This is a genomic window from Nitrosomonas nitrosa, assembly GCF_003051105.1.
GTDB classification, from domain to species: domain Bacteria; phylum Pseudomonadota; class Gammaproteobacteria; order Burkholderiales; family Nitrosomonadaceae; genus Nitrosomonas; species Nitrosomonas nitrosa.
Genome location: NZ_QAOO01000005.1, coordinates 1 through 24488 on the forward strand (window position 1 = coordinate 1; position 24488 = coordinate 24488).

Consider the following 24488-nt stretch of genomic DNA (forward strand, 5'->3'; position numbering starts at 1 on the left):
CCTATCGGTCAGACTGGATATGGGTAATGACATAATCACCATTTGCCTGAATGAAGGTAAAAGTCACAACATCGCCTACCTTGATTCCCTGCAGGCGCGTTCGCTCCTTGGTTTTGAAATTCATAGTCATGGCGAGCCAGTTGAGAGTGGCAATCGGACTATGGGCAAGTTTCACGATACTCTTGTCTAAATCTATTGCTTTCACCATTGCAACTCCCTCATGTGACGCAGCGGTAGCGTTAGCAGGCTGCATGGCAACCAGTCCGATCGATAGGAAAACTGCACAAATATTGATAAAAACAACTTGCATATTTCTTTTCATGTTCTGACTCCCAAATAATTCTTTGAATACATATCACTCATAATCCAAGCAGGCGGATACCTCTTGGCTACTGGCAGGAGGTAACATGTTTTCTTCTCCATGGAGGAAAACAGCTCGGAAAATGACTAAAGATATTTTTTGAAGCGAATGGGTTTTTGCTTACGTCGACAGACGAGCAGAAAACCAGTCAATGATGAGAGGAGGGAAGGGGAATGAAAAGGCGCAGAAAAAGTAGATACAAAGGTGGCCCGTTAGCGGGCATGAAGGTAGCATAATAAATAGGAGGAGAGAAGCTAACGAGCAGGGCGACTACAAAAGTGATCGCCGGAAGCCCTACGATGATGTCAAACAGGGAAGTTTCACTAACGAGTTTGGGCTTACTTACCGAATATTCGCAATTAGCTAGGCAAACCCGCTCGGTAGATGAAGCAGGCTCGCTACAAGGGCCCTCCATCGGTTCTACCGTGTTCTGCGGTGCTGGCAAATAGGGCATGACGAAACACCCTTCCAACATGATCTTTACCTGCACCGCGAGCAGTGTGATGAGCAATAGACCACTTACCATCCGTTTTGAGTGCCAGATCGAACGGGTGGTAGGGTGATAGAGAGCTAACTGTTTCATGTCGGCAAGCTGCTCTTTATCTGACAATGCTCAAGATGATCACATCACGCTGCTTATTGATTAAAACTACTTCATCTCGGCAGCCATACTTCGGTGGGATTCGGCCATTTCCATATTCGTTTTTGCGGCTTCTTCGTATAGATGAGCCAGGCTTTTGCTATGGTTCTGCAGGGTCTCACCCATTCTGCCGTAGAGCTGGGGGTTAGATTCATATTTTTCGAACAATTCTTCATATTTCTGCGATTTTAACTGCATGCTTTTAGCAACTTCTTCGTAGTGCTTGGCTAAAGCTTCGTGATCAGCTGCAGTTTTAGCATCTTGAATAGCTTGCGTCATGTCCATAGGGTGAGATCCAATTTGCGCTTGCGCACAAGAAAAAAATAAGCTTAGAGTGGCTAATGCTAAGAAATTGCGCCATATTTTCATGATATTGCTCCCTAATGAATGAATGTGACAACCCAGGAATGAATTAGGTTACTTGATGCCATTTCTCCTACTTCAACTTACTATTTAGACTTTTTTTGAGTATTGCGCAACTTTTTCTTCTTAATCGGAAAATTTAAGTTTGTCGTTTCCGTAACGGTGTTGTAAGTCAGAAGACGCGGGTGCTGATTACCCGCTATGTGTTGCGCGATGCACTGAATTGATATCATCTGGTAGAAATAATGATAATGATTGATAATAAAACACTAATTTGTAAATCCTTCTTCTAGAAGTGGCAATCGTTTTTATTTGGCCTTGATAGATTTTTATAGCCTTCTGAACGAATGGGTTGATCGATTCGATGAGAGTTATCGATCTATCGGTTGGGGTTGTTTACGATAGGTATTACGTTTGTTGATGTAAATGAACTCGGGAAATGAGTGATAGCAAGAGGGAGCAAGCAGAACGCCAGCAATTGCTGCGCCGTATCCAGGAGTTGCAGGATGCGCTTAATAACGTCGGTGCCTATGTCTTTACGAAAGATATCAATGGCAGGTATACGTTCGTCAACCGCATGGTGTGTGAATTGTTCAATTGTACGCCTGACCAAATCATCGGTAAGACGGATGAAGCGTTCTTTAATTTAGCCATCTCGAACGATTTACGTCAAAACGATATTCATGTCATGGAAAACAACGTCAAAGTAGAAAGCGAAGAAGTCAATTATATTGCTGCGACGAGAGAGCGCCGTGTTTATTGGGCAGTAAAAATACCTTTGCATAATTCGACGGGTGAGGTGAGTGGATTATGCGGGATATCGACCGATATCACAGAACGCCGCAATCTCGAACAACAAACCCACGAACAGAAAATTTTGCTAGACAGCATTCTAAATCATGCCGATGCCTATATTTATATGAAAGATAGGCATTTTCATTATCGATATGTCAATTCTAAACTGGCAGAGCTGTTTGGTGTCTCCCAAGCGCATATTCTAGGAAAGCAAGATGCTGATTTCATGCCTTTGGAAGAAGCACGCAAACTCAATGCAATGGATCGACGAGTATTGCGGTTGCAACGGAAACAATGTGGTGAAGAAACGATAACGCATCCCAATGGAGAGAAGCGCCATTACTGGTCAATCAAGGTGCCGCTATTCAAAGAAAATCAAGTTGACTCGTTGATCGGCATTTCAACTGACATCACGGAAATCGTACAACTGCGCAAGCAATTCGAAGAATTGGCAAATACGGATGCATTGACAGGCATTTTCAGCCGCCGCCATTGGATGGAGCGCGCAGAGTATGAGTTCAAGCGAGCCAGGCGGACCGGGCATGCGATAGCAGTCATACTTTTCGATATCGATCGCTTTAAACATCTCAACGACACCTATGGACATTTGACCGGTGATCGTGCCATACAGATGCTGGTGTCGGTCTGTAAAAATATTTTGCGTGAGATTGATTTGTTCGGCCACTGGGGCGGGGACGAGTTCGTTGCCATGATTGGGAATGCGCGATTTGAAGAAGTTTTATTGCCTGTTGAGCGATTACGTGAAGCCATTGCACGTACCCCCATAATGAGCGACGAGGGTGAACCCATCTATATTACCTCCAGCTTTGGTGTGGTGTTGTCGCACCAGCATGATACCCTGGCCGACCTTTTCAGTAGCGCTGATACTGCGTTGTACCGAGCTAAATGCGAAGGGCGGAACCGGGTCTGCTTATTCAAGCCTGATGGAGTAGGGGGCGGAAGTAGCAGAGCAGACGCCATCGTTAAATAAAGCCTAATTATTGCTAAATGAAATTCAAGGGCGAAGTCACCCATTTATCGCAAAAAGGATTGGGTGTAGTCAGGAATGATGCAGATGGCATTTCCTATTTTGTATTTGGCACATGGCCTGGGGATTGGGGCGAGTTCGAGATCATCGATCGGCCACTGAACAATAAAAAATATGGTTATGCTAAATTGATTCAGCTCATCAAGGCATCCGGCCAACGACATCAACCTGAGTGTGCTTATCTAGGCATACATGATGATGCGTGTTCTGGCTGCCCTTGGATGATTGCCGATTACGAGAGCCAACTTGAACAAAAGCGAAACCGTTTGGTTTACGCCATGAAGCGAATTGGCTTTGACATGGCGCAGCTGCATGTGCCCAGCGTGCAGCCTTCTCCTGAACAATTTGGCTACCGCAATCGTTTCCAGGTTAAAACCGATGGGATGAAATTCGGTTATGTCGCTGAAGGGTCGCATCGTATTGCACCCATCGGCGATTGTATAGTGCTGAATGGTGCGTGCAGAAGCCTATTGAAAGCAATGCTCGCCAGCCTACCTCGCGAAGATTGGCAGCCTGGCGCTGGCTTTGATTGGAATTTCATCGATCTGGATGATGAATTGTCCGTTGAGCAAATAGCGCTCAACCAGAAACGGCCTTTTAAGCAGGGTAATACCGCTCAAAATGAACGGATGAAATGCTGGTTGCGTAGCCGGCTCAATGCAAACCCCAGAATAGGCAAAGTCATCGAGCTTTTTTGTGGATCCGGCAATTTTACTGAAGTGATTGCCGACTCACACTGCAGCGAGGTAATTGCTTACGAGTGCGGGCTGGATGCAATCAAACAGCTCCGAGCAAAAAATCTGACTAAAGTCGATGCACGGTCCATTGATTTATTCAAGCCTTATATCTGGAAAATCTTAAAAAAAAGTATTGCCGATGCAGAGACGTTAGTCATCGATCCGCCGCGTGCGGGTTTGAAGAATATGAAAGGTTTTTTTGAGTATTTTGTGTCGCTGCGGACGATTTATTACATCTCTTGCGATCCCGAGACATTTGCCCGGGATGCATGGGCGTTTGCAAAAAAAGGTTGGCAGCTAACTGATATCCAGCTAGTAGACCTATTTCCGCACACGCCTCATGTCGAGACGCTTGCCGAATTTAAAAAAAGTACCCTAGCCATTCCAAATGGATAGGAATGATATTTCAGCCGTCTTGGTTCAATTTGGTGCACGGTGGATGCGTCTTCACGCTTGTGCGAGTGAGTTTTTTGGTTTTACCAAGCAACGGCACGCCGATATACGCCCGTAACGCCAATGTATTCTCATCCGTAAGCCGCAGATTAGCGCCGTAATATTTTTTCTCATCCGCTTTGTAGAGCGTGCCCCCTACCCATTCGTTCGTGTGCCCCTCTTTGGCGCGCATATTCCAAAGAACTTTCGTTCCGCAAAGTTCCGGATTTTCAGTACTTTCCTGCGCATTGAGCCAAGCGATATGACCACATAACCCCTCATCGCCGCAATGCTCGATCCGTACGGCGACATCCTGCTTTTTGGTTAACCACAAGCCGGTGATGTTTGTGCTATCTTCAGCCTGGGTAATCTGTGGATACATCAAAGTGATAGAAAGAGCGAAAATGAGAGGATTTGCCATAACTGACTGACCACCTGTAAAAGATTTGATTTGTAAAAGGAAAACAGCTTGCTGGAACTATTGGAATCTGTCACTGTTGTTTAGAGGCTGCCCTTTGGTAACCAATATAACAAAAAAAGCCAGGCTAAGGTGATTGACTTGCTGAGGTAGTGCCGATACAGGCATAAAATACGTTCATGGACAATACACCTGTAAAAAACACGTATATTTTGGTCTGTTCAGTTTGATTCTTTCTGACTAGAATGTGGCTTCCTGTGGCTGCGTGCCCTCATCATTAACTGACATTAATAAAAAATCGACTATGTATCCTGTTCCACCTCCCTCTGGCCGCGATCCTTTCGTGCGTCGCCTGGCTGCCATTTCAACCGCAATCATCGTGGTGATGCTGCTTTGGTGGTCATTACCCATGATCGAATCTCTGTTCACGCCTACCGAGGGAGGCGTACGTACCGTCACGGCGCGGGGTGATTTAGCTGAAGATGAACGCGCGACTATCGAGCTTTTCGAAAAGTCGCGCGATTCGGTCGTGTTTATTTCGACTGCGAGACTCGTGCGCGATATCTGGACGCGTAACGTATTTGCTGTTCCCAGAGGCAATGGCTCGGGTTTTATTTGGGATGATGCGGGTCACGTGGTGACCAATTACCATGTGATCGAAGGCGCCAGTGAAGCGACCATCAAGCTGGCCGATGGACGGGATTACAAGGCCGTACTCGTTGGTGCAAGTCCCGCGCATGATATTGCCGTTTTGCGTATCGGCATCGGGTTTAAGCGCCCTCTACCCGTACCTATCGGCACCAGTCGCGATTTGAAGGTGGGGCAGAAGGTCTTCGCTATCGGTAATCCTTTTGGGCTGGATTGGACGTTAACGACAGGCATCGTTTCCGCGCTCGACCGCTCGCTTGCCAGTGGGGGGGGTGGGCCGCCTATCCAGAATTTGATTCAGACCGACGCGGCGATCAATCCCGGAAACTCAGGAGGGCCTTTGCTGGATTCCGCGGGGCGCCTCATTGGTATCAATACGGCAATTTATAGTCCTAGCGGCGCGTCTATCGGTATCGGATTTGCCGTCCCTGTCGATACCATCATGCGAGTCGTGCCTGAGCTGATCGAACAGGGACGCTATATACGCCCTACGCTTGGGATCGAAGTCGACGAACGCCTCAATGAGCGTGTGACTTCGATGCTCGAAATCAAAGGCGTGATCGTGCTGCGCGTTGCCCGAGGCTCCGCAGCAGATCGTGCGGGGTTGAAAGGGGCGGTTTTAACACCTGATGGCGGTGTTATTCCAAATGATGTGATCGTGGCCATTCAAGGTAAAAGCGTTGACACCGTTTCTAAATTACTGGGGTTGATCGATGAATTCAAAGTAGGGGATACGGTACGCTTGACAGTCATGCGCGAAGGGCAAACTCGAGAAGTCGAAGTAACTCTGCAACCCGGTGTATGAGCATCATTGCACACAAGCGCAATTTCGGTGGTGTAGGCAGGTGTTAATGCCAGAAGCCACCGGGATACCAGCGCGGGGAGGAGTGCCGCGGCGAATGGACACGATAAGAAATGGGGTGGTTTGGCCATTGCCCAGAGTGGCGGGAGCGTAACGTAAGTAGGCGACGGATGCGCTCTTCAGTGGCGGGATGCGTTCTGAGCCAGGAAGGCTCTGGATTGCCCCAGCCGGGCAAAATCCAGGCCCGCCAGGAGTGACTGACTCGCTCAATTTTGGCGAGTGCAGCAGCGAGTGCTTCCGGATCTCCGGTAAGTTGGATTGCTTTTAGATCGGCATTGAATTCCCGGACGCGCGACAGACCGAGTTGCAAGAGCATCGTCAAATAGGGAGAGAAAACCAGCAAGAGCAGGATAGCCCAGTTGATTTTCGCATAGCCAAGCAGCACGGACGGTAGCGCCAATATCAATAGAATCTGGCCGACCAGCGCGAGTATGCTGGTAAGTCGACTGATATAATCCGCTAGCCCCATGACAAAAAGATCCCCATTGGCAATATGGGCAGTTTCGTGCGCCAAGACACCCGCGGTTTCACGTATCGACAAGCAGCGTAACAAGCCATCCGTCAAAGCGATAGCCGCTTGCCGTCGATTGCCGACCGTGAATGCGTTCACCATCGGGCTTGCGATATAGTACAGTGTCGGCATATGGGCCAGCCCGGCACGATCGGCGAGGAACGCCATGATACGGTACAATTCGGGCGCTTCATGCGGTGCAATGGGGCAAGCACGGTAGAGCTTCAGTGTCAGACGCGAGGCAGCGGCAGGTTCTACCAGCAAAATGACGATACTGGCGAGAATGACGAGCCAGAAGCCTTCTTTGCCGAACAACAGCCAGCCCGCAAGCAGGGAAATCCCCAGGAGCAAGCCAATTAGCAGCAGCGTTTGCAAGCGATTAATCCAGGAATGATGGGTTACACGATCATGCAATGTTCTTGTCCTCCAAATGATGGTACAGCACTTCCTTTGTTTTCATTTTATGCATAAAAGGTGGTATACGATAGCAAACTGATCTGCTGTAACGGTAATGACTGCTTTCCCATCGGTGTGTCATGATTTCTCTGCTGCGGAATAATGCTCAGGAACCGGCAGATCAGGGCATTGCCGGCGATAGGGGATATCAGGTGAAACCCATTCCTGCCATTCGCGCGTGCTCATATTACGTGTCAGCTTGTTACAGAGCGCATCGTTCCATGCGGTCGTTGCAGGCCAGAAACGCAAGGTTTTGTCAGCACTGCCAGATACAATTCGTGTGCCGTCCGGACTGAAAACGGCGCTTGCTACCGATCCCAGATGGCCTGGCAACGGACTGCCTATAGGCAGTCCGTTGACCACATCCCATAAACGAAGCATCGTATCGTGACTGGCAGAAACGATACGGCGGCTATCCGGGCTGAATGCAACGCTGTTGACACGATCTTCGTGTCCTACTAAAGGTTCGCCAATGGGCTTGCCAGTATGGGCATTCCATAACCGTACCGTTTTGTCTTTGCTGCCCGAAGCAATATACTGTCCATCCGGACTGTAGGCGACATTGACCACCTGCCCGTCATGGCCGCGCAGAGGTTCGCCAATGGGCTGGCCGGTATTGGCATCCCAGCGTCGTAAGGTTTGATCGTAACTGGCGGAAACAATGATTGTACTGTCCGGACTGAAAGCAACACTTCTGACCATTTCTTCATGGCCACGCAGCGGCTGACCAATCGGATGTCCCGTTTGTGCATCCCATAGGCGGATAGTACGGTCTTTACCGCTTGACGCAATTCGTTTGCCATCGGGGCTGAAGGCGACGCTTTCTACACCATCTTCATGTCCGACCAATGGCTCGCCGATCGGTTTGCCGGTCTGCGCATCCCATCGCCGGAGCGTTTTGTCGCTGGCGCCTGAGACAATCAGGGTGCCATCGGGGCTGAAGACGGCACCATTGAGCGTGCCTTCATGCCCGCGCATCGGTTCGCCAATCGGCTCGCCGGTGTGTGCATCCCACAGACGCAGTGTCTTGTCGTCACTGGCTGAGAGTATGCGCGTTCCATCTGGATTGAAAACAACACTTGTTACCATATCTTCATGGCCTTGTAAGGGCACATCGATAAATTGAATATTGTTGGCATCCCAAATGCGCAGGGTTGCATCACGGCCGCCCGAAGCAAGGTAATTGCCGTCGGAAGAAAATGCGACACTCGCGATGGTGCCTTCATGGCCGTGCATGGCTTTGCCGATAGGTTGACCTGTTTGGCTATCCCATAGGCGCAGCGTTTTATCTTCGCTGCCAGACACGATTTTGCGTCCATCAGGAGAAAATGCAAGGCTACTGATAGCGCCGGTATGACCGTGGATAGGCTTACCCACAGGTTGGCGTGTGCGGCTATCCCATAGCTGGATAGTCTTGTTTTCACCACCTAGCGCAAGTCGGTCGCCATCCGGAGAAAAAGCAATGCTACGGATGGTCTCTTCCTGGTTTTGCCAGGCATCACCAATGGGTTCGTGCGTGTTTAAGTCCCACAACTGGAGCATGTTACCGCTTGAGCTGATCAACTGGCTGCCATCGAACGAGAACGCTAGACTGCCAATAGCTTTGTCGGTTTTCCATTCTGCAATCGGTTGTTCGCTACCGATATTCCATACCTTTATTCTCCCTTCAGCGTTGCCAGTCGCAAGTCTGTTACCGTTGGGCGAGAGGACGGTAGTCGTTATTTGTTGTTCTCTAATCTGAGTCGTCTCGCCGAGTGGCTGTGCGGTTTCCGCATCCCACCCATGCAACTGGCCATCGTCACCCACAGAGACCAGGTGTTTTTCATTCGGGTTAAATGCAATTGCACCAATGGGTGTAGGTGTAGTCCAGATTTTTTTGACATGATGATTACGATTCAGTGTCGTGATGAGTGCGGCATCCACTTTTTTGTTTCCGGGCGTGATTTGTTGTGCTGCGAGCAGTTGTAGTATGGCACGCTCGTCGTTACCCGGGCGGAGATCGTTCATGATATCCAGACTTTCTGATACTAATCGGAGGCTCATAATCTCGCGTTGCGCGAGCTTCCGCACTTTTTTCTCTGCGTTGGCATGATAAAGTCCATAACCGGCTATCCCAACCAGTATGAATACCGTCAATAGGGCAAATTGCAATCGCCGAGTTTGTTTGCGAAGGCGCGCCGCGTCTGCGCGCGCTCTTTCTGCAGCTCTGAGCTGCTCTGCCGCCAGCGCTTCTGCGGCAACTTGCTTTTCTAAAGCCGTTTCCAGCGCCATTTGCCGTCTGCGTTCTTCCTCTTCGAGCCGCAGGCGCTGCAGTTCTAATTGCCGCAATCGTTCGTCACGTGCTTTGCTCACTACACTGACCAGCCGATCGTGAATCAGCTCGATCCGGTTAACCCCCAATTGCTGGTCGATGCGCAACAGACGATGTTTGCTTGCCAATTGGGACAGCTGTTCTTTTGTCAAATAGCCGTCTTGCAGCGCTTGGTCGACAGGATAGCTGCTGCGGTAACGATTACCTTGAATCAAGTGGGTTTCGATAAATTCTGAGACAATTGCAGGCATTCCTGCCAATGCTTCGTTATAAAAATCCTGCAGAATGTCCTGTCCAGCTTGCTGTAACAGCTGGATGTCTATTTTTCCGCCGGCGGGGCGGCGTTGATTGAGTTGGTAGCAACAAAGGCTTAGCAGCACAGGTTCGATTACCGGCATCGCACGGGTGGTGGTGTCGAGATTGCCAACGAAATCGACCAGGGGTTCGGCTACGCCGGTGGCCAGAACTGCAGCACCTGCTGCGCTGATGGCTTCGATCGCGCGTGTGCGTGACATCGGCAACAACCGCAGACGATGACGCAATAGGGAGGGGACTCGCCCTTGCCAGCCTTCGATTTCTGGTAAAAAATCTTCCCGGAAGGAAAGAACGATACAGTAGCGCTGTGCTTGTAAATCCAATTCTGACAGCGCTTGCCGTTTGATATTGTCTCCAGTGAGTTCACTTGGAATGCGGTTTTCAATCAGATCCGCTAATGCATTGAGCGTAAACTGCATCTGAGCGGGGGCCTGTTCACCCTGGGAAAAAAATTCCTCGAATTGATCGAATACCAGTACCGGCGTCAGTAAATAATTATCCTGACTCCAGATTTCAAGATTGCGCCGGTGCAGATAGTGCCACAAACTCTCATCGAGAGCGGGGGCTGGAAATTCAGCGCCTGCAGCAGCAAGCGCTTCCTGGAGTTTCTGCATGGCGTGTTCGAGCGGCGGTAACGGTGCCATTGGGGCATAATCGAGCCGGAGCTGAACGGGGAAGTAATGCTCGGCGCGTAGCAGCGGATAGAGTCCCGCTTGCAGTAATGATGTTTTGCCGAGACCGGATTTCCCATACAACACGGTCAACGGCGCTTGCCGGATCATGCGTGCGAGTTCGATTGCCTCTTCTGTGCGTCCAAAGAAGAAATTGCTGGCATTTTCATCGTAAGCCGCCAACCCTGGCCAAGGGGATTGCGCTGTGAGCAGGATAGTTGATTTTGCCTCGCTCGCAGCCAATACCGACTCGGGGCTATCCGTTGCTAATGGTATAGGAGGCGCATTCATTCCTTAGGCAGTACGCTGTCGCTCGGCGCGGATGAGTTTCTTCAGTAACGCGCTGGTCTGTTCATCTGGAAGCCCTGTTGGCGCATAACCAAAATGCAAAGCATCCTTCCATTCACGCGGAACCCGCTGGTATTGCTCGGGATCGTAAGCCTGATCGACAATGACCGGCACAATGAACGTTCTGCCTTGGATCGCTTTGCTCCGATCGAGCGCTTCGTTCCACTCACGCCGGAAAAATTTTTCATCCAGTTGGTCGGCTGAGCTGGAAATCAATGGTATGAAATAGCGGCAGGTGCGGATGCCGCTTAGAATCCGTTCCCGGAAATCCTGCCCGGGCTCGATCGCCGATTTATCGAACCAGATTTCATTGTCAGCGACACCCAGCGATTTCAAGGATTCCACTAGCTTATTCGCTGCGGGGAAATCGGGTGTCCGGCAATAACTGACAAAAAATAGGGTGTTGTGTGGAACCGTTTCAAACTGAGCAGGTATGGAATCCGCTTCAGCACCGTTTCGTTCCAGCCATCGCCGATAAAGCTCGGCGATGAACGCTGATGGGGAGATATCCGATAGAATTTCGGTTCCTTCACTATAACTTTTCAAGAAGAAAATCAGCTCTTCTTCCGGTTTCATCGCCTCAATCAGCCACTCGCGTTTTCTTTGGGTGTCTGAGAGTCGTTTTTGATTGGTCAAGCGCAGAAAGAATCGGCTCAACCATTGTGGAAAATTGCAGCCGATCAACAGCAAGTTGCGCTGCTGCAACTCACCAAAAAATTTGACTGGTACATGGCTGCCGCGTGCGATGATGTTATGGACGTATTCCAGAATATCTTCGTCATGAATCGCGAACATGGGAGCCGGTCTCGATTTGCCGAATAAATAGAGTAGATACACTTCTCCGCGGTGTGATAGCCAATCGGTAGGTAAATCTGAGCCTTCGCTCGTAGGCAGGTAGGGCGAGTGCACAATCTCATTGACGGCGCAGCGCATACGTAGACTGTGAGCAAGCAACTCATCCGGCGTCAGGGTGACGAATAGACGGAAATGGGTGATGGCCGCAATATGTTTGAGCGGTCCTGGATTAGCTGTTTCGTTTTTGGGTGTGAGTTTCTCAATCGCATCGTGAATATCACCATATAAGTCTTGTAGTGGATGATCACGTTTGAGGCGGGTGACAGCTTCATTCAGCTCACGAAAGGGCGGCAGGGTTTCATCCTTGAGATCGTACCCATAATAGGCCAGAAGTTGGTGCGCAACCTGCGCTTGAAAAGATGAGCCGCTATCGCCCTGGGCAATCAGCACTTGCGGTCCCAGAACGGGCACGACTAATCCGTCTTCGATCGATTTCAACAAACGATCCCAACTTCTTTCATTCATGGCCTGTTTACCGTTCTATCATATCACTTAGAGATAAAGCTCATGCTGCTGGCAGCGGTTACAACAGTCTATCATACCGCCCAAAAATACATTTACAGATTGCCGCAAGTGACAACCGCTACGCAGCGGTTTGTAATTCATAGGTATAGATGGGTGCGCGTACGACTCATTTAAATTTTCTATATACATAATTGTGATAATCAAATGAAATAATATTATTTTTGTTTATATATGATGGCTGATAAAGTGCGCAGCCATCGGAGACAACATTTTATCTCAGCACTATGACACACAACACTGCCCCATCAAACAGTCAGCCTGTTTCCCAGAATATCAAGCAGGAAATCCTACGGGTCATTAACGGCATTCGATATGGCTTGGTTGAAATCCTGATTCATGCTGGCCAGGTTGTGAAGATTGAGTCCAGAGAAAAAATTCGCGTTAGTCCGGCTGATTACACTCACAAAGTAAAATAGCAAAACCAGCTCAGTCAGATTATGTTTCAGCAGTAACCACCCTTCACTTTGACCAGAAAACTGGCGAAAGAAAAAAATAAACAGCAATGTCCTGACCGAAATGCCGGAAGGGCACAGGGGAGAAATTAATGAAATATACCTGGCGATCTTTACTGTTGTTGACAGCAAATTTGCTGCCTATTGCCTCGATTCAGGCCGGTGGAAATTCATCGCAACTTGGGCATGCTCAGGCTACTCATCAGCCTGCCACGCAAATCACTCAAGCCGATGCAGGGGGATCTTACAAATGGGCAATTAAACTCGCGGATCAACCGGCAACTCAACCCGCTGACGCTAAACCAGAAGCCCCGTTGAAAACCACCTACTTTCAGCGCGCCCGCAGCTATAGCACCCACCCAGAATCCGATCCACCTCGCTATGTGCGTAACCTGGCCAAAACCGAATATGAAGCATTCAAGGATCTCGACTGGTTGGATGTCGGCCTAGATTACCGCGTTCGATACGAGTTGCGTGACGGTGATATACGCCGTAACCGGTTGCTGACGGATCATCCTTTCCTGCTGCGGACGCGCGCCTATATAGGTATTCGAAATATTGTCGATCCGTTTCGGATGGCCGTCGAATTTGAAGATGCGCGCGGCTATAACAGCGAATTTCCGAGAGATAACCGTGACTGGAATGCCTTTGAATTGATTCAGACTTATGGCGAATTGTATTTCAAAGGCGCGCTAGGGCAGGATGATCTGGGTAATCAGCGTCCCATCAGAATACGGGGCGGGCGCATGGCCTGGGAAGCGGTTGATCGGCGTCTCCTCGGCAATAATCAGTGGCGCAATACGACTAATAACTTTGAAGGGTTTCGCGTCACATTGGGACAAGAAGCCAATGACTGGGAATTCGATGCATGGGGCATGCAGCCAGTTATTCGCGCTATCGATGATTTTGATGGGCGTAATAAAAGTCAATGGTTCTATGGTGCAGTCGGACACTGGCGGAAATGGTCGGATGTTGTGACGTTGCAACCTTATTATATGGGGCTCATGCAGGATGGCAGAGAGGGCAGGCAGGCTGAGCGCGAGATTCATTCGCCGGGTATTCGTGCCTACGGGGTGCTACCCAATACCGATATCGATTTTGATTTGGGTGCGATCTACCAGTTTGGCCGTGATAATGGTTTGAAAAAATCTGCCTGGTCATATCTACTCGAATTTGGCTATACCCTGAAACATGACTGGAAACCACGATTAAGTGCCTTTTATGGCTATGTGAGTGGTGATCGGGATCCTAACGATAATGTCGACAATCGTTTTGAACGTTTCTTCGGGTTTGGACGTCCTTGGTCGCCCGATGACTATCTTGTGATGGAGAACATCAAAGCGCCCAAATTGGTGTTCGAAATTTTCCCTCACAAGGATCTTTCTATCGATGGGGGATATAGCTGGTTCTGGTTGGCTAGCGATACCGATCGATTCAACAATCTTTTCAATGTTTCAATGCCTAATCCCGGCAATCGCGATCGTACGGGGGAAAGTGGTGATTTTATTGGGCAATCGATCAATGCACGTATCAACTACAAGATAGCGCCGTTGGTCGATACCACGATTGGCTATTCTCACTTCATTAATGGTGAATTCACTAAAAACAGGCAGTTGGCAACGCTGGGAGTATCCAGAGAAAGTTCCAATTTTTTCTATGTTGAAGTATCGATCCGAGCATTTAAATAACCCTAGCTCATTACATTAAAGGACAAAATCATGTTTACAAACAAGTGGTCAAGAATCATCATGTTGGTAGCCAGCTTGATGCTGGGTAGTCATGCTTCTGCTGACAAAACATTATTGAATGTTTCCTACGATCCAACACGTGAACTCTATCAAGAATTCAACCCAGCATTCAGCAAATACTGGCAAGCACTGACCGGCGAGAAGGTCACGGTACAACAATCCCATGGGGGTTCGGGTAAGCAGGCCCGTTCCGTGATCGATGGATTGGCAGCTGATGTGGTGACGCTGGCGCTGGCCGTCGATATCGATGCCATTGCCGAGCACAGTAAACGACTGCCTGAGAGTTGGCAAACGCGCCTGCCTCATAACAGTTCACCTTACACCTCGACCATCATTTTTCTTGTGCGTAAGGGCAATCCCAAAGGAATTAAGGATTGGAACGATCTGGCGAGACCCGGCATGGCCGTGATCACACCGAATCCGAAAACTTCCGGAGGAGCGCGTTGGAATTATCTGGCCGCCTGGGAATATGGCAAACAGCATTTCGGTGAAGCCAAAGCAAAAGAATTTGTCGCCGATATCTTCAAAAACGTTCCTGTCTTGGATTCCGGTGCACGTGGCTCGGCGACCACCTTCATAGAACGTGGCATCGGTGATGTGTTGATATCCTGGGAAAACGAAGCCTACTTGGCCCTTAAGGCGTACGGCCAGGACAAGCTCGAAATTGTTGTACCTTCATTCAGTGTTCTGGCAGAACCGACTGTCGCGCTGGTCGACAAGGTCGTCGACAAGAAAGGCACGCGCAAAGTTGCGGAAGCTTATCTTCAGTATCTCTATTCGGAGGAAGGGCAGGTGATTGCTGCCAAGCATTTTTACCGGCCAACCAATGAAAAAATTGCCGCCAAGTACGCCAAGCAATTTACACCGATCAAGTTATTTAAAGTCAATGAGGCATTCGGTAGCTGGAAAAATGCGCAAAAAACACATTTCGATGATGGCGGTACATTCGACCAAGTTTATCTGAAGTAGTCCGTTTAAGTTTGCCAAACCAAGCTAATTTGATGAGGTACCTAACACTTGAATACTTTCAAACAACATAGTGTGCTGCCGGGTTTTAATCTGGCGCTCGGTTTTACGCTGCTTTATCTGAGCCTGATTGTATTGATTCCGCTTTCGGCTGCCTTCATTCGTACTGCCGAACTGACTTGGCCACAATTTTGGGAGACGGTCACAACACCCCGGGTACTCGCCTCATATCGGCTGACTTTCGGCGCTTCATTTGCTGCTGCTATGACCAATGCCATTTTTGGGCTGTTGGTGGCATGGGTGCTCGTACGCTACTCATTTAGAGGAAAGCGGATCGTCGACGCTTTGATTGATTTGCCGTTCGCGTTGCCCACCGCCGTGGCGGGTATCACATTGACTGCGCTTTATGCGAGTAATGGCTGGATCGGTCAATTTCTCGAACCGCTGGGTGTCAAAGTGGCCTTTACGCCCATAGGCGTTTATGTAGCACTGACGTTTATTGGATTGCCATTTGTAGTACGCACAGTGCAGCCTGTGCTGGAGGATATCGAAACAGAATTGGAAGAAGCGGCAGCCATGTTGGGTGCAAACCGGCTGCAAACCTTCTCACGGATCATTTTTCCGACTATTTTTCCGGCACTCATGACCGGTTTTGCGCTGGCTTTTGCGCGTGCTATTGGCGAATACGGTTCGGTGATATTCATCGCTGGCAATATGCCGATGATTTCAGAGATTACGCCGCTACTGATCATCACTAAGCTCGAGCAGTATGACTATGCGGGTGCAACGGCTCTCGCCGTAGTCATGCTAGTTATTTCGTTTATTTTGTTGCTCATCATTAACTTATTGCAATGGTGGAGCCGCCGTCGCAACGCACTCACATGAAAGGTATCCCATGAACACAGCAACGATTACTTATCCAGCAAAGGCGCAGCACACTCTCCTTACTCAGGAACCTGCATGGGTGCGTTGGATGCTGACCGGATTGGCGCTTGTTTTTCTGACTTTGTTTTTGATTCTGCCGCTGGCGGCGGTATTTTTCGAGGCGCTCAAAAAGGGCGTAGATGTTTATCTCGCTGCGATTACTGAGCCGGATGCCCAAGCTGCTATCCGGTTGACCTTGATGGCGGCAGCGATTGCGATGCCGCTCAATTTGCTATTTGGTGTCGCTGCTGCTTGGGCCATCGCCAAGTTTGAATTTCGTGGCAAGAATATGTTGATTACGCTGATTGATCTACCTTTCTCGGTTTCCCCTGTCATTGCCGGCTTGATTTACGTGCTGGTGTTCGGCTTGCAGGGTTGGTTCGGCGCATGGTTAATCGAGCATGATTTGAAAATTATCTTTGCGGTACCCGGTATTGTGCTCGCCACGATTTTTGTGACCGTACCTTTCATCGCACGAGAGTTGATTCCATTGATGCAAGCGCAGGGCACTGAAGAGGAAGAAGCGGCCATTATCCTGGGTGCAAGTGGCTGGCAGACCTTCTGGCGGATTACGCTTCCCAATATCAAATGGGGGTTGCTATACGGCATCATTCTTTGCAATGCGCGCGCAATGGGGGAGTTCGGGGCCGTTTCGGTGGTGTCGGGGCATATTCGCGGCAGCACCAATACGTTACCGCTACACGTCGAGATTCTTTATAACGAGTATAACTATGCGGCAGCCTTTGCTGTTGCCTCGCTGCTTGCGCTGCTTGCGCTGATTACACTGGCCATCAAAACGTTCGTCGAATTAAAAGTCACGCAACAAAAAGGAAAACTCATCCATGAGCATTGAAATCCGTCAACTTTCCAAGCAATTTGGCTCATTTGCCGCATTGCGTAGCATTAATCTGAAAATTCATTCTGGTGAACTGTTGGCGCTGTTGGGCCCTTCTGGGTCGGGCAAAACGACTTTGCTGCGCGTTATCGCCGGACTGGAAACTGCCGATGCCGGGCAGGTATTGTTCAACGACGAAGACACGACCGATCAACCTGTCCGTGAACGGCAGGTAGGATTTGTCTTCCAGCATTATGCATTGTTTCGCAATATGACGATTTTCGAGAATGTCGCGTTTGGATTACAAGTTCGCCCTAGAAAAAATCGCCTGAAAGATCAGGAAATCCGTGAACGTGTCACCAAGCTGTTGAAGCTGGTGCAGCTCGATTGGCAGGCCGATCGCTACCCCCACCAGCTTTCTGGCGGCCAGCGCCAGCGTATTGCCTTAGCGCGTGCTTTGGCGGTCGAACCCAAAGTATTGTTGTTGGATGAACCCTTCGGCGCACTCGATGCCAAGGTGCGCAAAGAATTACGTACCTGGCTGCGAAGATTGCATGATGAAATGCATATCACCAGTATTTTTGTCACGCACGATCAGGAAGAAGCACTGGAAGTATCCGACCGTGTCGTGGTCATGAATGAAGGGCGGATCGAACAGGTCGGCACGCCCGATGAGGTTTATGAGCAGCCGGCTAACCCGTTCGTATATGAATTTTTGGGGGATGTCAATCTGTTTCATGGCCGAGTTCACCAAGGCCGCGCCTGGATTGGCGATGTCGAAATCGCTGCACCTGAATTTAGCTGGGCTGAGGAATTGGCTGCGGTTGCCTATGTGCGACCCCATGACATCGAGGTGACTCGAACTGCAAATGGTGACGCGGCTTTGGCGGCGCGTGTCAGCCATGTGCTTTCAGTGGGTCCCGTAGTGCGATTGGAGCTCCTCCGTGAGGGGCAGCATGAGCAAGATCTGATTCAGGTCGAGATCAGCAAGGAGCGTTTCCGTGAATTGCAGTTGACAAAGGGTGACCAAGTTTTCATAAAACCACGGCGGCTCGATTTGTTTCCTTATCAAATGCATTAATATTGCATCTTTCAAATAATGCTAAAGGAATGATCCCTTGAACTTCCAACAATTGCGCATCTTGAGTGAAACCGTGCGTCAACGGTACAACCTGACGGAAGTCGCCAATGCCTTGTTTACCTCACAATCGGGTGTCAGCAAGCATATCAAGGATCTGGAGGATGAACTCGGTATCGAGCTGTTTGTTCGTAAAGGCAAACGGTTGATGGGTTTGACCGAGCCTGGCAAGGAGTTGATCAAAATCGTTGACCGAATCTTGTTGGATACCAGAAATATCAAACGCCTGGCTGAACAGTTTAGCCAGCATGATCAAGGCCAACTTACGGTAGCGACGACTCATACGCAAGCGCAATATGCATTGCCATCCGTAGTAGCACAGTTCAAGCGGTTATTTCCCAAGGTGCATCTCGTGCTGCACCAATCGAGTCCAAGCGAAATCGTATCGATGTTACTCGATGGTCAGGCAGATATCGGCATCGCGACGGAAGCACTGGAAAGCACGGTCGAGTTGGTCTCTTATCCTTACTACACCTGGCACCATACCATCATCGTGCCTGCCGGGCACCCATTGCAGGCGGTTCAACCACTGACGCTCGAAGCGATTTCGGCTTTTCCGATCATTACCTATCATCAGGGATTCACCGGACGGTCACGAATCGACCAGGCTTTTGCGCAGGCGGGCCTGATACCCGATATCGCCATGTCAGCGCTGGATGCCGATGTGATCAAAACCTATGTGGCACTTGGATTGGGCGTCGGAATCATCGCGTCGGTCGCATTCGTGCCTGAGCGAGACATGCTGCTCGTCAAGCTCGATGCGTCACATTTATTCGAAAAAAACACCACTTATATCTCGATTCGTCAGAATCATTATTTGCGAGATTATGCCCACTGCTTCATCGAGCTGTGCATCCCCACGCTCAGCGAATCGTTCAAGACGAGAGATTATCTTCGCTGAACATTTGGGTGACAAATTGTCTATGATCTGCTGAGTGCCTTATCCAGATTCCAGGCAGCACTTATCAAAGCCAGGTGTGTGAACGCTTGGGGGAAATTGCCTAGTGCTTCGCCGCTTGCGCCTGTTTCCTCGGCATACAGTCCTAGATGATTGGCATAACTCAGCATTTCTTCAAACATCAAACGTGCCTGATTGAGCCGCTGGCCGTCTCTGCGGCCTGCCCGCGTCAGCGCCTCGACTAGCCAGAACGTGCACAGATTGAAGCTGCCTTCTTCTCCGCTTAGGCCGTTGGTGTTGCTTTTTAGGTTGTAACGATAGACCAGGCTATTTGATACCAGCCCGCCTTTTTCCGGCAGACGATTGATCGAATCGATGGTGCTGAGCATGCGGGGATCATTGGGGGACATGAAAAAAACCAGTGGCATCACCAAATTGCTGGCATCCAGCGCGTGACTATCGTAATGTTGGACAAAAGCTTGTCTTTCGGCATTCCATCCCTTGAGGTTGATTTCTTCGTAGATACGATCGCGTTCATCGAGCCATCGTTCTCTATCGGCGGGAAACGAACGTTTCTCGGCCAGGCGTAGACCTCGATCCAGTGCTACCCAGCACATCAGTTTAGAGTAAACGTGATGTCTGCGTTGGTCGCGAATTTCCCAGATCCCTTCATCGGGAGTTTGCCAATGATCGCATACCCAGGTGAGCAGTCGCCGCAAATGTGTCCACAAATCGTAGGAAATGGGCGAGCCATACTTATTGAACAGATAAACGGAATCCATGAGCTCGCCATAAATATCGAGCTGTAACTGCTTGTGCGCGCCATTGCCGATTCTGACTGGGCGTGAACCTTTATAACCATCCAGATGGGTAAGCATATCTTCTTGCAGGGTATGCCGCCCATCGATACCATACATCGTCTGGAGCGCGCCATCTGCTTCCAATTCGTGGCAACGCGCCTCTATCCAGTGCATGAATTGGGCGGCTTCTTCGGAGAAACCGATGCGTAACAATCCGTACAAGGTGAAGGCGGCATCCCGTATCCAGGTATATCGGTAATCCCAATTGCGTTCTCCCCCGAGCTGCTCGGGTAACCCGCAGGTCGGCGCTGCGATAATCGCGCCAGTGGGCTCATAGGTGAGCAGTTTGAGAACGAGTGCAGAGCGCTCGACCATTTCACGCCATTTGCCTTTATAGATGCACTGGGAAAGCCAGCGTCGCCAAAACTCGACCGTCGATTCGAATAATTGCTGCGCTTCCTGGCGATGGCAGGATGAACCCTGATCTTCGGAAGTGGTCCATTGCCGTAACACGAAGACGGCGCTTTGACCGGCCTCGAGCGTAAACTCGGCATAGACCCCGCGGTCGTCTCGATGCAGCGGGATATCGGTTATAAATTCCAAAGCCAAGTCCGATGATTGGAAAAGCGCGCCATTATCGGTGATTACAGTCTCATGCCGATCCCGCGCGTAATTGAAAGCCGGATAGCATTCCAGGCGGAATTTCATGCGAGAACGGATGCCGCGTACTTGCCGAACCAACCAGTGATACCCCTTTTCTTTGGCGGAGAGGCCCACCGGCATGAAATCGACGATTTCACCTACACAGCAATCGGCCAAAAAGCGGGTGACCAACACATTGGTTTCGGGCCAGTAAAACTGCTTGCAGGCAACCTGATCTTCGCTGGGGTAGATTCGAAAATAGCCGCCTTTCTCGTCATCCAGAATTGCAGCGAAGATGCTCGGAGAATCGTGTCTGGGAAGACAAAACCAGTCAATCGAACCATTCTTTCCCACCAATGCGGTGGTGCGCATGTTGCCGATAATGCCGTAATCTTCGATTGGTTGATAGCTCATTATTTTTAAAAAATAACAGTTTACTCAGTGGCATGAACCATTGGGCTAGGCAATGAACTCGACTCCGCTTTGGTTCAGGCCGACCAGATCGATATTGACCTCGTTTGCAATGGTATTCGCAGCCAACATCAGGAGTTCTGCTTGCGTCATGGTGCCCCCGCTTCCCTGCAGCAAGCCAACATAAAAATCGCGTTCAGAGGGTACAGGCGGTTCACCCACAACATTTTGATAAACGAGATTGACGAAATCGACATTACTCGACGAACCTGCCAATGAGATAAACAGTGGTGTATTGACGACCAGTTCGCTGACTTCCAGCATCGATTGGCCGCTATCGAATAATTGCAAGCCAATTCCCACATACTCGGGGATGATGTTGTGCGTATCGAAAGCCGCGCCGATGATGCGCACGCTATTGCCGGCGGCCTGGCCTTGCGCAAGATCGAATGCAAGATTTCTGTCCTGAAAATCGAATCGTTCTATATCGATCAGCGTATCATTGCCTTCTGGGCCGCTGACACTAAAGCCAGATGGCGTTCGATTGACCGCATAGGCTGCACTGGGGTCGTTATAAATTGCAATATCGGCACCGGCACCACCATCCAATAAATCATCGCCTGCCAGTCCATTGAGCGTGTCATTGCCCCCTTTTGCTAGAATTGTGTCGTTCCCGGCAGTGCCGGTAAGGTTGTCCGGGCCATCGGTACCTGCAATCGTATTACTTTGTATGGTGCCTGTGACGCCAGCAAAATTTTTCGGTGAATTGACTATGATGTCACCACTACGATTAATCGAATGGATACCATCGAGCGGCAACGAAGAATACGTTATTTGATCAACACCTGCAAAATTGACAGTTGCACCGCCATTCGTAAACAAGAATCCATCCGGAACAATAAAATCCGGTGTGACGATACCCAAATTAGCGAAACCTTGGGTAGCAATGAGCACGGTCGTGTTGGCCGTGAATGTATTGGGAAGATTGCTGGGAAACCTGAAAGCGTGGGTTGTACCCCCTTGCGTAACCGAGATGGTCTGATTGATCCAAAACGATTCTCCATTAAACGATCCGACCGACATTTCAATAAACTGAATGGTGCCGGTTACGTCCGAATAAAGTTCGTTGATGCGGTATAGGTGGAATGCCATGAGATATCCTCCTTACTAATTAAATGAATCTTTATTCTCTCTCGCTATATCCGCGAGTGAGAACGATTCACTGATAAAGACTAGCGCCCATCATTGTAATGGATACAACAATGATTTACTCTGACTTTCTCTGCATACCCAAGCGAGCTTCCAGTTCTGGACTGGGGTACTCTCTGAGCCAGGCTGCAAGGTGCTCAGGCGAAGGTTGCCCGTCATACCGCACCATATGCACCCAGGCAAGCACGGCAATCGGTGCGATGATAAAAGTGCTGGCAAGAAAGAGTTTACGTGTTTCAGCGATAAAAGTCGCGCGCTCATCAGGGGCAATTTGCTCAAGATCATAGCCCCAGCCCAGCCAAGCGGTCATTCCCAGCATAAAGAGCGCGATTCCAAACCAGAATAGTGGCGCGAACAATCCCTTTCCGACCACGTAGCGTAACTTTAACGGTTTGTGGATCGACGGTACATATTTTGCTAACAGTGCATCGGCACGCTGGTTGATGAAAATGATTATCCAGCCGACGATGAACCAGCCACCATAGTTAGCCAGCGTAACGTCGAAATGCCAGCCTGGGTCGGGGTAGTGGTAGATATCGCCCAAGAACCAGTGCTTTCCCAAATGTGTCGCTGGGTCGATCACCCAATCCAATACCATCATGAAAAACGCACCTACGAACAGCACTGCGCGGCTATTGCGAACAGGGGATAATGTCACACGCTGCACGTTGAAGCCACTGCGCCAATGTGGCGACAGGAAAAATTGTGCGAATGAGAAGCTTACGTAACTCAAAAAGACAAAGGATAACGAATCAAAAAATGGCACCCCCAAGATTACCAAGTCATGTTCCAGCTGTTCGTAGTGGTAGGTGTAATAGCCAAAAGGAAAACCATAGTTGATACTGCCCCATTCGGCAGCGAGCGCAACCAAATAGCCTGTAATCAGCCAGATGCCAGTTCGCAGTGTTCCTTGCTCAAGCCAACTCATCGCGAGGAAAGCGAGCAGAAACAAAGTGACATACGGTCGATATAATAAGCTGTAGAAAAGTTCTAGCACGTGTTGACTGGTCTAAACGCCGTGAATTCTATGACGTCATGATGAAATTGCAATAGGGCAAAGCGCCTGGACGAGGTATAAACAGCAATGGATCAAAAGAAAGATTATAGCCGGTTAAACATACTGCAGCGCCTAAAGATTTCGCAGTGTCGCTACTTTGAACGACTTGGGACGAGCAAAGAATAGCAGCACTCAGTCAGCCAATATGGCAGTTTTATTACGCAATCGATGGACTCTCGTTTAAGATAGTGGCCAGCCTTGGTCTACTCCCAATACTAACTTTCCTTTGAATACAAAAAATCTTGCAAACAGCGATAAGCTGACAATTTTTACGCTGGCAAGCGGCCGCTCCGGTACTCTTTTTCTAGCAGATTTTTTTGCCAAGAATATCGAGCAATGCTACCACACCCACGAGCCCTATTTTACCTTGGGCAATCCCACTTTGTTCGGCAAGCCGATCGACTGGAATACCCAGCACAACGATAATGCACTGATGCCAGTGTTAGAGCGTAAATGCCGCTTTATCGCAAACCGCCAGGAACCGGTGTATTTTGAATCCAATCATGCTTTTCTGAAAGCGTTTAACCGGCACGCTGGCGCTTTACTGAACAATGTCGGGTTTATCCATCTCGTCCGTCATCCGGCCAAGGTGGCAAAAAGCGAGTGGTTGCGCGAGCAGATGATCCGCAAATTACACCTTCCGTTTGTTGATTACTTCACCGAAGCGGGAGAACGTTGCTTTTTATGGGCGTTGACGGGAAAAGAAACGCTTTTTCAGTACTACGCCCAGCATACTTTGAGCCGCTTTCAATTTTATTTGCTGCAATGGATCGAAATCGAACATCGGGCGATGCAATTGATTCAGCACAATCATTGGCAAAATCGTGTCTTTTTCATCGATGTCGACGCGCATTTGAAAGACGAAGCAATATTAAAGCAACTGGCTGATTTTTTTGATCTATCTCACAAATCCCGTTTCGATATGGATTTGTATCGAAACAAAACGCCTTTTATAGGCCCTACGGTGATCACTGGGCAAGATGAGCAGGAAATGAGATGGCTGCTAGCGCGTTTGCCGCAGAAATACAAGACGATGCTGAAAAGCACACCCTATGCAGGCTGTGCGAGCTGGGCATCCACGATCAGCCGCATGATGGATTAGAAATAATTGC

Annotated in this window: 21 protein-coding genes; 11 read left to right on the forward strand and 10 right to left on the reverse strand. The window is 49.4% G+C overall.

The window, feature by feature from the left end; translation table 11 throughout:
• Position 1: 1 nt before the first annotated feature.
• The 3 genes from C8R30_RS03420 to C8R30_RS03430 all read right to left on the reverse strand — a co-directional run bounded on the left by C8R30_RS03420 (position 2) and on the right by C8R30_RS03430 (position 1370).
• Positions 2-322, reverse strand: coding sequence for a copper-binding protein (locus C8R30_RS03420; RefSeq protein ID WP_107789547.1), 321 nt, complete (start codon positions 320-322; stop codon positions 2-4).
• A 187-nt stretch (positions 323-509) separates the two neighbouring features.
• Entirely contained in the window at positions 510-944 is a 435-nt protein-coding gene (locus C8R30_RS03425) for a hypothetical protein (protein ID WP_146162675.1), read from the reverse strand.
• A gap of 66 nt (positions 945-1010) precedes the next feature.
• A complete protein-coding gene (locus C8R30_RS03430) occupies positions 1011-1370 on the reverse strand; it encodes a hypothetical protein (protein ID WP_107784499.1) in 360 nt (119 codons plus the stop codon).
• Positions 1371-1803: 433 nt separating this feature from the next.
• On the opposite strand from C8R30_RS03430, the gene C8R30_RS03435 reads away from it, so the two are divergent.
• Positions 1804-3150 carry a sensor domain-containing diguanylate cyclase gene (locus tag C8R30_RS03435; protein WP_107789549.1) on the forward strand — a complete coding sequence of 449 codons (1347 nt, stop codon included), beginning with the start codon at positions 1804-1806 and terminating at the stop codon, positions 3148-3150.
• Between the two features lie 17 nt (positions 3151-3167).
• Positions 3168-4340 carry a class I SAM-dependent RNA methyltransferase gene (locus C8R30_RS03440; protein ID WP_090670147.1) on the forward strand — a complete coding sequence of 391 codons (1173 nt, stop codon included), beginning with the start codon at positions 3168-3170 and terminating at the stop codon, positions 4338-4340.
• A 10-nt stretch (positions 4341-4350) separates the two neighbouring features.
• Here the strand turns inward: C8R30_RS03440 and C8R30_RS03445 are convergent, their stop codons facing one another.
• Entirely contained in the window at positions 4351-4797 is a 447-nt protein-coding gene (locus C8R30_RS03445) for a DUF2147 domain-containing protein (protein ID WP_090670150.1), read from the reverse strand.
• 301 nt (positions 4798-5098) lie between these two features.
• Between C8R30_RS03445 and C8R30_RS03450 the strand changes: the two genes are divergently transcribed.
• Complete coding sequence (locus C8R30_RS03450; protein ID WP_090670153.1) at positions 5099-6247, forward strand: S1C family serine protease; 1149 nt, start codon at positions 5099-5101, stop codon at positions 6245-6247.
• A gap of 43 nt (positions 6248-6290) precedes the next feature.
• On the opposite strand, the gene C8R30_RS03455 is transcribed toward C8R30_RS03450, so the two are convergent.
• The 3 genes from C8R30_RS03455 to C8R30_RS03465 form a co-directional block, all read right to left on the reverse strand.
• Entirely contained in the window at positions 6291-7229 is a 939-nt protein-coding gene (locus C8R30_RS03455; protein ID WP_258191925.1) for a zinc metalloprotease HtpX, read from the reverse strand.
• A 120-nt stretch (positions 7230-7349) separates the two neighbouring features.
• On the reverse strand, positions 7350-10859 hold the full coding sequence (locus tag C8R30_RS03460; RefSeq protein WP_107789551.1) for an nSTAND1 domain-containing NTPase: 3510 nt from the start codon (positions 10857-10859) through the stop codon (positions 7350-7352).
• 3 nt (positions 10860-10862) lie between these two features.
• Positions 10863-12236, reverse strand: a complete 1374-nt coding sequence (locus tag C8R30_RS03465; protein WP_107789552.1) for a toll/interleukin-1 receptor domain-containing protein — start codon at positions 12234-12236, stop codon at positions 10863-10865.
• Between the two features lie 284 nt (positions 12237-12520).
• Here C8R30_RS03465 and C8R30_RS03470 point away from each other — a divergent pair, with 284 nt between their 5' ends.
• The 7 genes from C8R30_RS03470 (at position 12521) to C8R30_RS03500 (ending at position 19260) form a co-directional block, all read left to right on the forward strand.
• Positions 12521-12712, forward strand: a complete 192-nt coding sequence (locus C8R30_RS03470) for a YezD family protein (RefSeq protein WP_107789553.1) — start codon at positions 12521-12523, stop codon at positions 12710-12712.
• 128 nt (positions 12713-12840) lie between these two features.
• Entirely contained in the window at positions 12841-14436 is a 1596-nt protein-coding gene (locus C8R30_RS03475; protein WP_258191926.1) for an alginate export family protein, read from the forward strand.
• Between the two features lie 30 nt (positions 14437-14466).
• The gene (locus C8R30_RS03480) at positions 14467-15465 is read left to right on the forward strand and encodes a sulfate ABC transporter substrate-binding protein (RefSeq protein WP_107789554.1); all 999 of its coding nucleotides are present in this window, start codon (positions 14467-14469) and stop codon (positions 15463-15465) included.
• A 48-nt stretch (positions 15466-15513) separates the two neighbouring features.
• Positions 15514-16347 (forward strand): sulfate ABC transporter permease subunit CysT, encoded by an 834-nt coding sequence (cysT, locus tag C8R30_RS03485; protein WP_107789555.1) that lies wholly within the window; start codon positions 15514-15516, stop codon positions 16345-16347.
• A 10-nt stretch (positions 16348-16357) separates the two neighbouring features.
• Positions 16358-17239, forward strand: coding sequence for a sulfate ABC transporter permease subunit CysW (gene cysW, locus C8R30_RS03490; RefSeq protein WP_107789556.1), 882 nt, complete (start codon positions 16358-16360; stop codon positions 17237-17239).
• Entirely contained in the window at positions 17229-18302 is a 1074-nt protein-coding gene (locus C8R30_RS03495; RefSeq protein ID WP_107789557.1) for a sulfate/molybdate ABC transporter ATP-binding protein, read from the forward strand. The genes cysW and C8R30_RS03495 overlap by 11 nt, the downstream gene beginning before the upstream one ends.
• Positions 18303-18339: 37 nt before the next feature.
• The gene (locus tag C8R30_RS03500) at positions 18340-19260 is read left to right on the forward strand and encodes a CysB family HTH-type transcriptional regulator (protein WP_107789558.1); all 921 of its coding nucleotides are present in this window, start codon (positions 18340-18342) and stop codon (positions 19258-19260) included.
• A 20-nt stretch (positions 19261-19280) separates the two neighbouring features.
• Here C8R30_RS03500 and C8R30_RS03505 read toward each other — a convergent pair whose 3' ends face one another.
• From C8R30_RS03505 to C8R30_RS03515, 3 genes are all read right to left on the reverse strand, one after another.
• Complete coding sequence (locus C8R30_RS03505) at positions 19281-21113, reverse strand: glycoside hydrolase family 15 protein (RefSeq protein WP_107789559.1); 1833 nt, start codon at positions 21111-21113, stop codon at positions 19281-19283.
• A 45-nt stretch (positions 21114-21158) separates the two neighbouring features.
• Positions 21159-22262: a calcium-binding protein gene (locus C8R30_RS03510; RefSeq protein WP_107784471.1), complete on the reverse strand. Its 1104-nt coding sequence runs from the start codon at positions 22260-22262 to the stop codon at positions 21159-21161.
• A gap of 115 nt (positions 22263-22377) precedes the next feature.
• Positions 22378-23316, reverse strand: a complete 939-nt coding sequence (locus C8R30_RS03515; protein WP_107789560.1) for a carotenoid biosynthesis protein — start codon at positions 23314-23316, stop codon at positions 22378-22380.
• 286 nt (positions 23317-23602) lie between these two features.
• On the opposite strand from C8R30_RS03515, the gene C8R30_RS03520 reads away from it, so the two are divergent.
• A complete protein-coding gene (locus tag C8R30_RS03520; protein ID WP_107784469.1) occupies positions 23603-24478 on the forward strand; it encodes a hypothetical protein in 876 nt (291 codons plus the stop codon).
• The last annotated feature ends 10 nt before the right edge of the window (positions 24479-24488 follow it).